General features: G+C 62.5%; 15 protein-coding genes. 12 read left to right on the top strand and 3 right to left on the bottom strand.

The window, feature by feature from the left end; all coding sequences use genetic code 11:
- The first annotated feature begins 57 nt into the window (after nucleotides 1–57).
- From ACB033_RS12905 to ACB033_RS12890, 4 genes are all read left to right on the top strand, one after another.
- Complete coding sequence (locus tag ACB033_RS12905; protein WP_139725762.1) at nucleotides 58–621, top strand: NnrU family protein; 564 nt, start codon at nucleotides 58–60, stop codon at nucleotides 619–621.
- Between the two features lie 62 nt (nucleotides 622–683).
- Nucleotides 684–1,220 carry a glutathione peroxidase gene (locus tag ACB033_RS12900; protein ID WP_139725761.1) on the top strand — a complete coding sequence of 179 codons (537 nt, stop codon included), beginning with the start codon at nucleotides 684–686 and terminating at the stop codon, nucleotides 1,218–1,220.
- An 82-nt stretch (nucleotides 1,221–1,302) separates the two neighbouring features.
- Complete coding sequence (locus tag ACB033_RS12895) at nucleotides 1,303–2,238, top strand: LysR family transcriptional regulator (protein ID WP_162519917.1); 936 nt, start codon at nucleotides 1,303–1,305, stop codon at nucleotides 2,236–2,238.
- Nucleotides 2,239–2,420: 182 nt separating this feature from the next.
- Nucleotides 2,421–3,617, top strand: coding sequence for a NupC/NupG family nucleoside CNT transporter (locus ACB033_RS12890; RefSeq protein WP_005308649.1), 1,197 nt, complete (start codon nucleotides 2,421–2,423; stop codon nucleotides 3,615–3,617).
- 345 nt (nucleotides 3,618–3,962) lie between these two features.
- Here ACB033_RS12890 and ACB033_RS12885 read toward each other — a convergent pair whose 3' ends face one another.
- Together ACB033_RS12885 and arfB are read right to left on the bottom strand one after the other, a co-directional pair.
- Complete coding sequence (locus ACB033_RS12885; RefSeq protein ID WP_017765282.1) at nucleotides 3,963–4,457, bottom strand: methylated-DNA--[protein]-cysteine S-methyltransferase; 495 nt, start codon at nucleotides 4,455–4,457, stop codon at nucleotides 3,963–3,965.
- Nucleotides 4,458–4,480: 23 nt separating this feature from the next.
- Complete coding sequence (gene arfB, locus ACB033_RS12880) at nucleotides 4,481–4,897, bottom strand: alternative ribosome rescue aminoacyl-tRNA hydrolase ArfB (protein ID WP_139725759.1); 417 nt, start codon at nucleotides 4,895–4,897, stop codon at nucleotides 4,481–4,483.
- Between the two features lie 201 nt (nucleotides 4,898–5,098).
- On the opposite strand from arfB, the gene glnK reads away from it, so the two are divergent.
- From glnK to ACB033_RS12855, 5 genes are all read left to right on the top strand, one after another.
- Nucleotides 5,099–5,437: a P-II family nitrogen regulator gene (glnK, locus tag ACB033_RS12875; RefSeq protein WP_005308655.1), complete on the top strand. Its 339-nt coding sequence runs from the start codon at nucleotides 5,099–5,101 to the stop codon at nucleotides 5,435–5,437.
- A gap of 206 nt (nucleotides 5,438–5,643) precedes the next feature.
- Complete coding sequence (locus ACB033_RS12870) at nucleotides 5,644–6,651, top strand: Fe(3+) ABC transporter substrate-binding protein (RefSeq protein ID WP_214454305.1); 1,008 nt, start codon at nucleotides 5,644–5,646, stop codon at nucleotides 6,649–6,651.
- Between the two features lie 39 nt (nucleotides 6,652–6,690).
- Nucleotides 6,691–8,316 (top strand): ABC transporter permease, encoded by a 1,626-nt coding sequence (locus ACB033_RS12865; RefSeq protein ID WP_371140544.1) that lies wholly within the window; start codon nucleotides 6,691–6,693, stop codon nucleotides 8,314–8,316.
- An 82-nt stretch (nucleotides 8,317–8,398) separates the two neighbouring features.
- A complete protein-coding gene (locus ACB033_RS12860; protein ID WP_042051430.1) occupies nucleotides 8,399–9,433 on the top strand; it encodes an ABC transporter ATP-binding protein in 1,035 nt (344 codons plus the stop codon).
- Nucleotides 9,434–9,536: 103 nt separating this feature from the next.
- On the top strand, nucleotides 9,537–10,442 hold the full coding sequence (locus tag ACB033_RS12855; protein WP_139725756.1) for a Dyp-type peroxidase: 906 nt from the start codon (nucleotides 9,537–9,539) through the stop codon (nucleotides 10,440–10,442).
- An 82-nt stretch (nucleotides 10,443–10,524) separates the two neighbouring features.
- Here the strand turns inward: ACB033_RS12855 and argR are convergent, their stop codons facing one another.
- Entirely contained in the window at nucleotides 10,525–10,995 is a 471-nt protein-coding gene (gene argR, locus ACB033_RS12850; protein WP_005308670.1) for a transcriptional regulator ArgR, read from the bottom strand.
- A gap of 201 nt (nucleotides 10,996–11,196) precedes the next feature.
- Between argR and ACB033_RS12845 the strand changes: the two genes are divergently transcribed.
- From ACB033_RS12845 to artQ, 3 genes are read left to right on the top strand one after another with little or no spacing between them, the layout of a single operon-like run.
- The gene (locus ACB033_RS12845; RefSeq protein WP_113995212.1) at nucleotides 11,197–11,937 is read left to right on the top strand and encodes an ATP-binding cassette domain-containing protein; all 741 of its coding nucleotides are present in this window, start codon (nucleotides 11,197–11,199) and stop codon (nucleotides 11,935–11,937) included.
- Nucleotides 11,938–11,962: 25 nt separating this feature from the next.
- Nucleotides 11,963–12,700, top strand: coding sequence for a transporter substrate-binding domain-containing protein (locus ACB033_RS12840; RefSeq protein ID WP_005308673.1), 738 nt, complete (start codon nucleotides 11,963–11,965; stop codon nucleotides 12,698–12,700).
- Nucleotides 12,701–12,703: 3 nt separating this feature from the next.
- Nucleotides 12,704–13,354, top strand: coding sequence for an arginine ABC transporter permease ArtQ (gene artQ, locus ACB033_RS12835; RefSeq protein ID WP_017765288.1), 651 nt, complete (start codon nucleotides 12,704–12,706; stop codon nucleotides 13,352–13,354).
- The last annotated feature ends 2 nt before the right edge of the window (nucleotides 13,355–13,356 follow it).

Below are 13,356 nucleotides of genomic sequence, written 5' to 3'. Positions count from 1 at the left end.
GTATTCTGGCCGCCGACTTTGCGGCATAGTGATCCCCCATAGTACAAGGAGCCACCCATGATCTTGCTGACCCTGGGGGTACTGCTGTTTACCCTGACTCACCTCTACCCCTGCTTCGCGCCCGACCACAGGATCCGGTTGCGCGAGCGGTTGGGAGAGCATCGCTACAAGGGACTCTTCTCGCTGGTGCTGTTCATCGGCATCGCCTGCATCATCGCCGGCTGGCGCACCTCCAGCCCCTTGCCGCTCTATTTTCTGCCCGCCTGGGGACCGACCCTGATGATGGCGGTGATGCCCATCGCCCTGATCCTGTTCTGCTCCGGCCAGGGCCCCAACCACCTGCGGCGCTGGCTGGTGCATCCCCAACTGCTCGGCACCCTGCTCTGGGCCGGTGCCCATCTGGCGGTCAACAGCGAGGCTCGCTCCCTGGTGCTGTTTGGCGGCATCGGCCTGTGGGCACTGGTGGGCATTGTCTGGATTTCGGTGCGGGACTGGCAGCGTCATCCCCGTCCGGCGGCCAACTGGTACGGCACCGGGCTCAGCGTGGGGGCCGGGCTGGCGCTCACCGCCCTGCTGATCTTCTGGGGGCACGGCATGCTCACCGGCATCCCCCTCTATTGAGCCGGTGAACCGGCCGGCGTGTTCGCGCGTATGTCACTCATCTGCCTGACAGGAGTCACTCGATGAAAAGGATTGTCTTGTTGCTGACGCTGGCATCCGGCATGGCCGGCGCCGCCTGCCCCGACTACTTCAACGTGGAGATGCGGGAGCTCAATAGCACCCAGCGCCACAACCTCTGCCAGCTGACCGAGGGCAAGGTGGTGCTGGTGGTCAACACCGCCTCTTATTGTGGCTACAGCGGCCAGTTTCGGGATCTGGAGCGGCTCTATCAGGGCTACAAGGAGCAGGGACTGGTGGTGCTGGGCTTCCCCTCCAACGACTTCAGACAGGAGGCGGGCAACGAGAACAAGACCGCCGAGGTGTGCCGGCGCGACTATGGTGTCACCTTCCCCATGTTCAACCGGGTGGCGGTGCGGGGCTCGGATGCGGCACCCCTGTTCAAGGGGCTGGCGGCGGCAGCCGATGGCGATGCCCCCGACTGGAATTTCCACAAATACCTGGTGGGGCGCGACGGCAAGCTCATCGGCAGCTACGGTGCCAACCAGAATCCGGCGGACGATCCCCTGCAACAAGAGGTCAAACGGGCGCTCGGCCTATAGCGCTACCCCGCGGCGGGCCGCTCTGGAATAATGGGGGCCCGCTCTTCTCTCTGGTAATCCCGTGCTGCAACGTCTGCCCCAAATGGTGATCTTCGATGCCCTGGTCCGTGAACAGGGGATCTCTGCCGCCGCCCGGCGGCTCGGCGTCTCCAAATCCCACATCAGCAAGCAGCTGGCCCAGCTGGAGACCGAACTCGGCGCCCAGCTGGTGCAGCGCACCACCCGCCGCTTCTCCCTCACCGAACTCGGCCAGGAGTATGCCCGCCACTGCCGTGCCCTGGTGGCGGTGGCGCTGGAGGCGGACTCCATGGTGGCGGAGCGGCGCGGCAAGGTGAGCGGCGTGCTCCATCTGGGGGTCGGTCAATCCTTCGGCCGGCTGCACGTGATCCCGCGCCTCAAGGCGTTTCAGGATCGCTACCCCGAGCTGGAGCTGGAAGTCTCATTGTTCGATCACCGCACCAATCTGGTGGATGAGGGGCTGGATCTCTGGATCACCACCTACGAGGACAAACCCGAGGCCCTGGTGGGGCAGCGGCTGGCGGACATCGGCTTCGTGCTGGTGGCCTCGCCGGATTATCTCTTGAGCCACGGCACCCCGCTCCATCCCAAGGATCTGGCCCAGCACAACTGCATCACCTACCAGAGCCGGGAGCGGCGCTACCACGAGTGGTCGTTTCGCCAGGGCAAGGAGCGCCAGACGGTGCAGGTGGCCGGCAACTACCGGGTGGATCTGGCGGAGGCGGTGCGCGACGCCGCCCTGGCCGGGCTCGGCATCGCCTACGTAGCCAACTACCTGCTGGACAAGGAGCTGCAGACCGGCCAGCTGATCCCGCTGCTGCCCCAGTGGCGACCAAACCAGAAGATGGCGGTGCACGCCGTCTATGCCAGGCGCGAGCACCTGGATCCCAAGATCCGGCTGTTCATCGACTTTCTGAAGGAGGGTTTCGGCCCCCATCCCTACTGGGAACAGCGGCTGGCACCCTGGCTCGGCGGCAAATTGTCCGGTATGGAGGAATAATCGTTTCTATATAAAAACACTGGCTTTCGCTTGATACCAAAATCGAGCCAAATCAGCCAGTTGCCGCAACCGGTATCGTGAAAACGTTTTTGCTAACAGGGCTGTAACCAACTGGACTTGCAGTGGCGAGGCTGGGAGAGCAGAATCCGCGCCCATCTTTTGCCCCACCTGATGGAGTCCCTATGATTGCCCTGCTCGGCATCCTGAGCATCCTGGCCCTGGCCACGCTCTGCTCTGATAATCGTCGTCGTATCCCGTTGCGAACAGTGGGCCTGGCCCTCTGCCTGCAGATCCTCTTCGCCGGCCTGGTGCTCTGGCTGCCCGCCGGTCAGCACGTGCTGAACGGGGTGAGCGAGAGCGTGAGCAGCGTGATCGGTTACGGTCAGGAGGGGATCGCCTTCCTGTTCGGCGATCTGGCCAAGTTCAAGCTGGGCTTCATCTTTGCCTTCAACGTGCTGCCGGTCATCATCTTCTTCTCCGCGGTGATCGCCATCCTCTACCACATCGGCCTGATGCCGAAAGTGATCGCCCTGCTTGGCGGCGGCCTGCAGAAGCTGCTGGGCACCGGCCGCGCCGAGAGCCTCTCCGCCACCGCCAACATCTTCGTCGGCATGGTGGAGGCGCCGCTGGTGGTCAAACCCTATCTCTCCAAGATGTCCGATTCCCAGTTCTTCGCGGTGATGAGCTGCGGCCTCGCCTCCGTGGCCGGCGGTACCCTGGTGGGTTACGCCAGTATCGGGGTCGAGCTGAAATACCTGATCGCGGCGGCCTTCATGTCGGCGCCGGCCGGTCTGGCCATGGCCAAGATCCTGGTGCCGCCTGCCGCCGAAGAAGAGGACCATCATCAGGACGTGGTGATCCCGCGCGCCACCAACGTGATTGAAGCGGCCGCCGATGGTGCCATGTCCGGTCTCAACATCGCGGTCGCCGTGGGGGCCACCCTGCTGGCCTTCGTCGGTGTGATCGCCATGCTCAACGGCCTGCTGGGCTGGGCCGGTGACCTGGTGGGGCTGGAGCTGAGCTTCCAGATCATCCTGGGCTGGCTGTTCGCCCCCGTCTCCTGGCTGATCGGCATCCCCTGGGAGCAGGCTCAGGCCGCCGGCGCCCTGATCGGCACCAAGATAGTGGTGAACGAATTCGTCGCCTTCATCGCCCTGGTGCAGGACCAGACCCTGAGCGAATCGAGCAAGGCCATCGTCACCTTCGCCCTGTGCGGTTTCGCCAACATCTCCTCCATGGCGATCCTGATCGGTGGCCTGGGTGCCATGGTGCCCGAGCGCAAATCCTTCATCGCCCGCTACGGCATGCGCGCCATCCTGGCGGGGGTGCTGGCGAACCTGATGAGTGCCTCGTTGGCTGGCTTGTTCCTCGCCCTCTGATTGACCCCAGAAGTTAGCACCTTCCGGTCAGAGCCCGCTTCGGCGGGCTTTTTTGCGCCCGTCTGCCGGCAAAAAAAAGCGCCTCAGGGAGGCGCGGGGGAAAAGACAGATTGGAAGCGTCACATGGGTGCCACTTGAATGAGGGATGAGCCATGCCATCCAAGTGTGAAGCCATGATGCCTGAGGCTGTCTGAAGCCCTTCTGAGGCGATTCTTCATACTATGTTCATTTTGCTAAACGCAATGGGACTGACTGCTCAGAGGCTCAGGGAGGCAGCGCGACGTCGTCTGCGGTCTGCTGTTCCAGCGCCGGCAACCAGATTGCTAACGGGATGCCGGCCGCGGCTCAGGGGGTCAGCACAAAATGATCGGCAGTCTGCTGCTCCAGTGCCAGCAGCCAGCGTTTGATGGGGATGCCGCCGGCATAACCGGTCAGCTCGCCGCTACGGCCGATCACCCGGTGGCAGGGCACTATGATGCTGAGCGGGTTGCGGCCGTTGGCGGCACCCACCGCCCGTACCGCCTTGGGATTGCCGATGGCCTGGGCTATCTCGAGGTAGCTGACGGTCTCACCGTAGGGAATGTCGCCCAGGGCGCGCCATACCGATTGCTGAAAAGGTGTGCCCCGGGCGGCGAGCGGCAGATCGAAGCGGCGCAGGCGACCGGCGAAGTAGGCAGCGAACTGTTCGATGAAAGGGGCGAGCGCCTGATCGTCCCGCTGCCACTGGTCGGTCGGCGTCACCGGTTGTTCGCCTCGCACGAACTCCACGTAGCGCAGCCCGTCCCGATCGATGGCGATGAGCAGGGGGCCATGGGCGCTGTCGCAAAAACTGTATTGCATGTTGTCATCCTCGGGTGTCGGGCCTAGTCCACTACCGGCTTGCCGCGGGTCGATTTGATCTCCCCCTTGCGCTTCTTGGCATCGACCCGCTTGCGCTGGGAGCTGCGGGTCGGCTTGGTGGCGTGGCGCGCCTTGGGGCGCCATGCTGCTTTTTTCAGCAGCTCCACCAGGCGGTTCATCGCCTCCTTGCGGTTCATGTCCTGACTGCGATGGGTCTCGACCCGGATCAGGATGAAGCTGTCGTGAACCCGGCTGTCGCTCAGCTTGTCTAGCCCCTCCTTGTAGAGCGGGGTGAGGCTGGGGGAGCTGCGGTAATCGAAGCGCAACCAGACGGCGGAGTCGGTCTTGTTGACGTGCTGGCCGCCGTTGCCCTGTGCCCGCATGGTCTGGAATTGCAGCTCATGCCAGGGCAGGGTGACGCTGTTGGAGATGACTAACATACTGCTGTGCTCTTGTTTGGTGCAGCGGCGCTGGCTGGTTCAGCTTGGTGCCTCATAATGGGGCGAGCTGCGCTCCCTTGGTGATGTCGGGAGAGTCCTGCTCCAGACGTAAATGCTATCTTTTTGAAATTAAACAATAAAAAGACTTGGCACAAGAATTGATTCCCCATTCATGACATACCATGGATTGGGAGCAACCAGATGAAGCTGATTACTGCGATTATCAAACCCTTCAAGTTGGATGACGTGCGCGAGGCCGTCGCCATCCTGGGGGTCGAGGGTCTGACCGTGTCCGAGGTCAAAGGGTTTGGCCGCCAGAAGGGGCACACCGAATTATACCGGGGAGCCGAGTATCAGGTCGACTTCCTGCCCAAGGTCAAGCTGGAGATCGCCACCGCCGATGACAACGTCGAAGGGGTGATCGAGGCGATCTGCAAGGCCGCCTACACCGGCAAGATAGGTGACGGCAAGATCTTCGTCTATGACCTGCTGCAGGCCGTGCGCATTCGGACCGGCGAGAACGACGACGAGGCGCTCTGACGGCCCTGACGGGGCTGGTGGTCGATGGGGTGTCGCTGATTGACTCCATGGTGGGGCTGGATAGGATTCTATCCGGCCCCTTTGTTTGAACGGCGTTTAAATATGTGATCCCGCAACGTCAGGATTTCTTGATCCTGCTGTCGAGCTCAATGCAAAATGCAAACAGCAATGGTTCTCACTCGATATAGCAACTCAAGGAATGGATGATGAAAATGAAGATGTTGGCACTGGCTTTCTCTGCGTTGGCGGCTCAGTCGGCGTTTGCAGCAGGGGAAGTGAATGTCTACTCCAACCGCCAGGATGAGCTGATCAAGCCCATCATCCAGCAGTTCGAGAAAGAGTCTGGCATCAAGGTCAACGTGGTGTTCGCCAAAGAGGGTCTGAACGAGCGTCTGGAGCGGGAAGGCAAGCTCTCCCCGGCGGATCTGATGCTGACCGTCGACATCAGCCGGTTGACCGATCTGGTGGACAAGGGGCTGGTGCAGCCGGTGGACAGCAAGATCCTGCAGGAGAACATCCCCGCCATCTATCGCGATCCGGACAACCGCTGGTTCGCCCTGACCACCCGCGTGCGCGCCATCTATTCCAGCAAGGATCGCCTCGGCAAGCTGGACACCATCAGCTACGAAGATCTGGCCAAGCCTGAATTCAAAGGAAAAATCTGCACCCGCAGCGGCAAGCATGAGTACAATGTGGCGCTGGTCTCCTCCATGATCGCTCATCACGGCATGGCGGATGCAAAAACCTGGCTGGAAGGGGTCAAGGCCAATCTGGCTCGCAAGCCGCAGGGCAATGACCGGGATCAGGTCAAGGCGATCAAGGATGGTATCTGTGACGTGTCGCTCGGCAACAGCTACTACCTGGGCGCCATGCTGAAGGATCCGGCGCAGAAGTCCTGGGCCGATGCCGTCTACATCAACTTCCCGAACCAGGGGGATCGCGGTGCCCACGTCAACGTGAGCGGCGTGGCCATGACCAAGTATGCCAAGAACAAGGCCGAGGCCCAGAAGCTGATGGAGTTTCTGGCCGGCGACACCGCCCAGCACATGTATGCGGACGTGAATGCCGAGTATCCGGTCAAGGCCGGGGTCGAGCCTTCCGCCATGGTCAAGTCCTGGGGCAGTTTCAAGTCTGACCCCATGCCGGTCAACGATTACGCCAAGCACCGCAAGGACGCCTTGCAGCTGCTGGATGAAGTGAAATTCGACTTGTAATCAGATGGGGCCAATGGCCCCATCAACCTCTGTGGTTTCATGAAAAATTTTGGATGGATTACCGGCAGCTGGGCTAGCGCCCTGCTGCTGGCCTTGCCGGTGCTTGCCCTGGTCTTCTCCGCCTTCTCGGCCGACGGAGATCTGTTTAGCCACCTCGCCGATACCGTACTGTTCGACTATCTGGCCAATACCCTGGGGCTGGTGGTCGGGGTGGCGCTGCTCAGCCTGCTGTTCGGCGTGCCGACCGCCTGGCTGGTGGCCATGTGCCAGGTGCCGGGTCGCCGTGCCCTGCAGTGGGCGCTGATGCTGCCCATGGCCATGCCCTCCTACATAGTCGCCTACGTCTACACGGATCTGCTCGACTACTCGGGGCCGCTGCAGGCGGGGCTGCGGCAGCTGTTTGGCTGGAGCAGTCCGGCCGATTACTGGTTTCCGGCCATCCGCTCCCTCGGCGGCGCCGCCTGGGTGCTGGCGCTGGTGCTGTTTCCCTACGTCTATCTGCTGACCCGGGCCTCCTTTCTGGAGCAGTCGGTCAGCCTCATTCACTCCAGCCGCCTGCTCGGTTGCAGCCCTTGGCAGAGCTTTCGCCGCCTCAGCCTGCCGCTGGCACGCCCCGCCATCATGGTGGCGGTATCCCTGGTGGCGATGGAGACGTTGGCGGACTTTGCCACCGTCCACTTCTTTGCCATCAACACCCTGACCACGGCGGTCTACGACACCTGGCTCGGCTACGGCAGTCTGGCCACCGCCGCCAAGCTCTCCTGCCTGATGCTGCTGGCGGTGGTATTGCTGATCGCGCTGGAGCGCCGCTCCCGCAGCCGGCAGCAGGTGTTCCAGAAGTCCATGGGCCACGAACAGCCGCTGCGCTACCCGCTCAAGGGGCTCCGCCGTTGGCTGGCTGCGATCTGGTGCTGGGGGCTGGTGCTGGCCGGCTTCGGTCTGCCGTTCGTCATCCTGCTGGATTACGGCGTGCGCTACTTCGAATTGTCGTGGACGCCGGAGTTTGTCCGCTTCGCCGGCAACAGCTTGGCTATCTCGGCACTGACCGCCCTGCTGGCTATGGGCATCGCCCTGTTGCTCGGCTTCTGCCGCCGCCTCGATGGCGGGCTCAAAAGCCTGCTGCCGCTGCGCATCGCCGCCATGGGTTACGCCATGCCGGGTACCGTGCTCGCCATCGGGGTACTGGTGCCGCTCACCGCCCTCGACTTTGCCATCAACGATCTGGCCGAGTGGCTGGGGCGTCAGGGGCCTGGGTTGCTGTTGACCGGCACCCTCACCGCCATCGTGTTCGGTTATCTGGTGCGCTTCGTGGCCATCGCCATCGGCTCGGTGGAGAGCAGCATGGGCAAGATCTCCCCCAGCCTCGACATGGCGGCCCGCTCCCTGGGGCAGGGGGATGGCGCCATGCTGCGGCGGGTGCACCTGCCGCTGGTGCGGCGCGGCCTGTTTGCCGGTGCCATGCTGGTGTTCATCGAATCCATGAAAGAGCTGCCCGCCGCCCTGCTGCTGCGGCCGTTCAACTTCGATACCCTGGCGACCCATGTCTACCAGTTCGTGTCGGACGAGATGCTGGAGCGCGGCGCGCTTGGCGCCATCGTCATTGTGCTGGTGGGGTTGTTGCCGCTCATCTGGGTCAATCGCAACCTGGATGGGGCTGGGCACTGAGTCGCCACGTCGGCCAATGAAATTGCATGCAGTGTGCTGAGCCGAAAGGCCGCACACCGCCAGAAATGAGAGGAAGTCAGCCTTGTCCTGTTTGCAGGTTGAAAATGTCAGTTGCCGTTACAACGGCCGCAATGTGCTGGAACAGCTCTCCCTGACGGTGGCCGACAACGAGATCGTCTGCCTGCTGGGGGCCAGCGGTTGCGGCAAGACCACGCTGCTCAAGGCCATTGCCGGCCTGCTGCCACTGGCGGAGGGCACGATTCGCCTCGGCGATACCCTGCTCGACGGGCCGGGGGCCAGCGTGCCGCCCGAGGCGCGCAACATCGGCATGATCTTTCAGGATTACGCCCTCTTCCCCCACCTGACGGTGGCGGACAACGTCGGTTTCGGTCTGACCCGGCTCGATCGCCGTGTCCGCCAGCAGCAGGTGGACGAGGCGCTGGCGCTGGTCAATCTGCAGGGGCTGGGGGATCGCTATCCGCACCAGCTCTCCGGCGGCCAGCAGCAGCGGGTGGCCATCGCCCGCGCCCTGGTGTGCAAGCCGCGGCTGATGCTGCTGGACGAGCCCTTCTCCAACATCGACACCCAGGTGCGAATGAAGTTGATCCTTGAGATCCGCGCCCTGCTCAAGCAGCAGGGGATCGGCGCCATCTTCGTCAGCCACAGCAAGGAAGAGGCCTTTGCCTTCGCCGATCGGCTGGCGCTGTTTCGCGCGGGTCACATCGAGCAGGTGGGCCAGCCTGAGCAGCTCTATCGTCGCCCGCAGAATCGCTTCGTGGCGGAGTTTCTCGGCGGGGTCAACTACCTGGCGGCCGAGGTGGTGGACAGCCACTGCGTGCGCACGGCGCTCGGGGTCATCTGCGGCAGCGAGCCTCACGGCCGGGCTGTGGGTGAGTTGCTGCAACTGATGCTCAGGCCCCAGCAGTTGCTGCTGGAGAGCGCCGCGGATGGCGAGCTCAAGGTGGTGGAGCAGCAGTTCTTAGGCCACCACTGCCGGGTGCTGTTCGAGAGCGGCGAGTTGCGGCTGGAGGCGAGCATCGGCGAGCCGCTGGAGGGCGCGCGGGCGCGGGTCAGGGTGACCCCTCACGCCCTGGTGTTGTTTGACCCTTTACCCTGAACGCGTGATATCGTCGTGAAATCAATGAACTGGAACCGCGCTGGTTTATAATCGCGCAACGCTAACCGCCCATATCGCCAATGTCTGTTCAGGGGAGAGATATATGAAAGCCCAAGCCGGGATCTGTGCCGAGCCCAATCTGCACGCCCTCTATCTGATGTTCAACCGCACCGGTGACGCCGCCGAGCTGGTGGCCCGTCTGGCCAGGCTGCCGGCTCTGTGGGAGGCGGTGGCCGCCGATTTCCCCGCTGCCGGCTTCAGCGGTCTGGTCGCCGTCGGTGCCGACGCCTGGGATGGCCTCTATCCCGCCGCCCGTCCGCCCCAGTTCCGCGGCTTCATGGCGCAATCCGCCAACGGTCAGGAGGCCCCCAACACCCCGTTCGATCTGTTCGTGCAGTTGCGCGCCGATCGGGTGGATGTGCTGCACCACGCCGGTCAGCGCGTCATGGCTCTGCTGGCCGGGTTGGTAGATCTGGCGGAAGAGGTGCGCGGTTTTCGCAACCTCGACTGTCGCGATCTGACCGGTTTCGTCGACGGCACCGAGAACCCGCAAGATGAGCACCGCGCCGAAGTGGCGTTGCTGGCCGATGGCGAGTTTGCCGGCGGCTCCTACATCCACGTGCAGCGCTGGGTCCACGCCATGAGCGACTGGGAGAAGCTGGCGCAAAAAGAGCAGGAAGACATCATAGGTCGCACCAAGGTCGACAACATCGAGTACGAGTCGGCCGACAAGCCGCTGACCGCCCACATCAAGCGGGTCAACCTCAAGACCCCGAAGGGGGAGTCCATGGAGATCCTGCGCCAGAGCATGCCCTGGGGCACCATGACCGAGGAGGGGCTCTACTTCATCTCCTGCTGTCGCACCCCGCAGCACTTCAACGCCATGCTGGCCAGCATGTACAAGGGGGAGGGCAGTCACTTCGATCACCTGCTGCGCTTCACCAGGGCGGTGACCGGCGCGGCCTTTTTCGCCCCTTCAGAAGATTTTCTGGTAGGGCAGGGCAAATAAGCCCGACCAGCAGATAACAAAAATCCCGGCCTTGGCCGGGATTTTGCGTTCTGGTGCAACCGCTACAGGGCGGTTGCCTCCCTTACGGCGTCTGTTCGAACAACTCGAGGGCGGAGAGGTAGAGCTCCTCGATGTCGGTGTCGCTGGTCGGGGTGATGAAAATGGTGTCGTCACCGGCGATGGTGCCGAGGATCCCTTCAGCCTTGCCGAGGGAGTCGAGCAGGCGGGCGATCAGCTGGGCCGCACCCGGGCTGGTGTGGATCACCACCAGGGCACCGTTGTGGTCGACATCCAGCACCAGATTCTTGAGCGGGCTGGAGGTGGTGGGCACGCCCAGTTCCACCGGCAGGCAGTAAACCATTTCCATCTTGGCATTGCGGGTGCGAACGGCGCCGAAGCGGCTCAGCATGCGCGATACCTTGGACTGGTTGATGTTTTCGAAGCCCATCTCTTGCAGGGCAGTCACTATCTCTGCCTGGGAGCCAAATCGTTCTTCTTTCAGCAAGGCTTTAAAGGCCTTGGCCAGTTTTTCTTGCTTGTCGTTATGCTTCATCTTGGACTCACGAATGAGGAGGTTTGGCTGCCTGTCACGCTCAGGCGGCAGATATGAACAGCGTGCCCATTTTGCATTCATATGCCTATTTTTGCAAGGAAGCGGCGCTTGTTCTGCATATTGATTCAAATATAGCTTGCATCCACCCATGCCAGCGTTAGAATCAGGACGAAATTTTGAAAACTTATTCAATTGGGCTGTATGGGTATTGAATTAATCGGTATCGAAAAATCCTGGCACAAGGTGCCGGTACTGCAACAGGTCAGCTTTCGGACCGCGCCCGGTGAAACCCTGGTGCTGCTGGGTCCGAGCGGTGCCGGCAAGAGCTCTCTGCTGCGCATGATGAACCTGCTGGACACCCCGGATGCCGGTGTTCTGCGCATCGGTGAAAGTGAATTTTCTTTCCCCTCCAGCCTCTCCACCGCCGAGTTCAACCGCCAGACCCAGGCGCTGCGGCGCAAGGTGGGCATGGTGTTCCAGCAGTACAATCTGTGGCCCCATCTCACCGTGATGGAGAACCTCATCGAGGCGCCGGTCAAGCTGCTCGGCATGAGCAAGGCGGCGGCCATGGAGAAGGGGGGCTATCTGCTGGCCCAGCTGCAGCTGGCCGACAAGCGCGACGCCTGGCCGGCGCGGCTGTCTGGCGGTCAGCAGCAGCGGGTGGCCATCGCCCGCACCCTGATGATGGACCCCCAGGTGCTGCTGTTTGACGAGCCGACCGCGGCCCTCGACCCCGAGATCACCAAGGAAGTGGCGGAGATCATCCGCAACCTTGGCCAGACCGGCATTACCCAGGTGGTGGTGACCCACGAGGTGGAGTTCGCCCGCAAGGTGGCCAGCCAGGTGATCTATCTGGAGAAGGGGCGGATCATCGAAGCGGGTTCCGCCGCCATTTTCCAAACCCCGCAAACCAGCCGGTTTGCCGAATTCTTGATGCATTGATATTAAAATCGATAAGGAAGCTGTCATGAAAAAGAGTCTGTTGCTGATCGCGGCCATGGGCCTGCTGAGCACCCAGGTGCTGGCGAAAGAGATCAAGTTCGCCACCGAGGCCACCTACGCACCGTTCGAATACCTGGACGACAAGAACGAGTTCCAGGGGTTTGACATCGATCTGGCCCGCGCCATCTGTGAACAGGCCAAGCTGGAGTGCAGCTTCCACAACCAGGCTTTTGACAGCCTGATCCCCAGCCTGAAATTCCGTCGCTACGACGCCGCCATCGCCGCCATGGACGTGACTCCAGAGCGGGCCGCCCAGGTCGACTTCTCCGACATCTATTACCAGAACTCCGCCGTGTTCGTGACCAAGAAGGACGCCTTCAAGGGGCCGGAAGACCTGGTGGACAAGACTGTCGGCGTGCAGAACGGCAGCTCCCACCAGTCCTATCTGGTGGACAACTGGGTGAGCAAGGGGCTGCTGACCGTGCCCTACGCCAGCTACCAGAGTGCCTTCCTCGACATGATGAATGGCCGCACCGACGGCGTGTTTGCCGATACCGCGGTCGCCGCCGACTGGCTCAAGCAGCACAAAGAGTATGCCGTGATCGGCACGCCTGTGACTGACGCCAAGTACTTCGGTACCGGTTTTGGCATCGCGGTGGCCAAGGGCAATCAGGAACTGCTGACCCAGCTGAACAAGGGGCTGGCCGACATCAAGGCCAACGGCACCTATCAGAAGATCTACGACAAATATTTCGCGCACTAAGCCATGTTGAGCCTGTTGTTGGATGCAGCCTGGATGACCCTCGGGCTGGCCCTGGCCTCCCTGGTCGGGGGCATGGTGCTGGCGCTGGCGTTCAGCGCCGCCGAACTGAGCAAGCAGCGGTGGCTGGTGTGGCCGGTGGCCACCCTCACCACGCTTATTCGCGGCCTGCCCGAGTTGCTGGTGGTGCTGTTCATCTACTTCGGCTCGACCCAGGTGCTGTTCCTCATCACCGGCGAGTACGTGGAGTTCAGCCCGTTCGCCTGCGGCGTGCTGGCGCTCTCCCTGCTGTTCGCCAGCTACGCCACTCAGACCCTGCGGGCCGCCCTCAATGCGGTGCCCGCCGGGCAGCGGCTGGCGGCGTTGGCGCTCGGCCTTGGCAAGCGTCACATCTTCTTTCGCATCGTGCTACCCCAGGCCTGGCGGCACGCCCTGCCGGGACTCGGCAACCAGTGGCTGGTGCTGCTCAAGGACACCGCACTGGTCTCCCTCATTGGGGTGAACGAGATGATGCGCCAGGCCCAGATGGCCTCGGCCAGTACCTATCAACCCTTCACCTGGTATGCCGCTGCCGCTCTCATCTATCTGGCTATCAGCTTGGTGAGTGAGTTCGGTTTGAAGCAGGCTGCCCGTTACACCCGCCGTTACGGAGGTTGATC

The sequence above is a fragment of the Aeromonas sp. S15(2024) genome, from assembly GCF_041402265.1.
GTDB lineage: Bacteria > Pseudomonadota > Gammaproteobacteria > Enterobacterales > Aeromonadaceae > Aeromonas > Aeromonas dhakensis.
This window is presented reverse-complemented; position numbering and strand designations above follow the sequence as displayed.

Excerpts from the sequence above, each read along its gene's own strand:
- ACB033_RS12905 (WP_139725762.1), top strand. The coding sequence starts at position 58 with ATGATCTTGCTGACCCTGGGGGTACTGCTGTTTACCCTGACTCACCTC.
- arfB (WP_139725759.1), bottom strand. The coding sequence starts at position 4,897 with ATGTTAGTCATCTCCAACAGCGTCACCCTGCCCTGGCATGAGCTGCAA.
- ACB033_RS12890 (WP_005308649.1), top strand. The coding sequence starts at position 2,421 with ATGATTGCCCTGCTCGGCATCCTGAGCATCCTGGCCCTGGCCACGCTC.
- artQ (WP_017765288.1), top strand. The coding sequence starts at position 12,704 with ATGTTGAGCCTGTTGTTGGATGCAGCCTGGATGACCCTCGGGCTGGCC.
- ACB033_RS12855 (WP_139725756.1), top strand. The coding sequence starts at position 9,537 with ATGAAAGCCCAAGCCGGGATCTGTGCCGAGCCCAATCTGCACGCCCTC.
- ACB033_RS12885 (WP_017765282.1), bottom strand. The coding sequence starts at position 4,457 with ATGCAATACAGTTTTTGCGACAGCGCCCATGGCCCCCTGCTCATCGCC.
- ACB033_RS12865 (WP_371140544.1), top strand. The coding sequence starts at position 6,691 with ATGAAAAATTTTGGATGGATTACCGGCAGCTGGGCTAGCGCCCTGCTG.
- ACB033_RS12840 (WP_005308673.1), top strand. The coding sequence starts at position 11,963 with ATGAAAAAGAGTCTGTTGCTGATCGCGGCCATGGGCCTGCTGAGCACC.
- glnK (WP_005308655.1), top strand. The coding sequence starts at position 5,099 with ATGAAGCTGATTACTGCGATTATCAAACCCTTCAAGTTGGATGACGTG.
- ACB033_RS12895 (WP_162519917.1), top strand. The coding sequence starts at position 1,303 with ATGGTGATCTTCGATGCCCTGGTCCGTGAACAGGGGATCTCTGCCGCC.
- ACB033_RS12900 (WP_139725761.1), top strand. The coding sequence starts at position 684 with ATGAAAAGGATTGTCTTGTTGCTGACGCTGGCATCCGGCATGGCCGGC.
- ACB033_RS12845 (WP_113995212.1), top strand. The coding sequence starts at position 11,197 with ATGGGTATTGAATTAATCGGTATCGAAAAATCCTGGCACAAGGTGCCG.
- argR (WP_005308670.1), bottom strand. The coding sequence starts at position 10,995 with ATGAAGCATAACGACAAGCAAGAAAAACTGGCCAAGGCCTTTAAAGCC.
- ACB033_RS12870 (WP_214454305.1), top strand. The coding sequence starts at position 5,644 with ATGAAAATGAAGATGTTGGCACTGGCTTTCTCTGCGTTGGCGGCTCAG.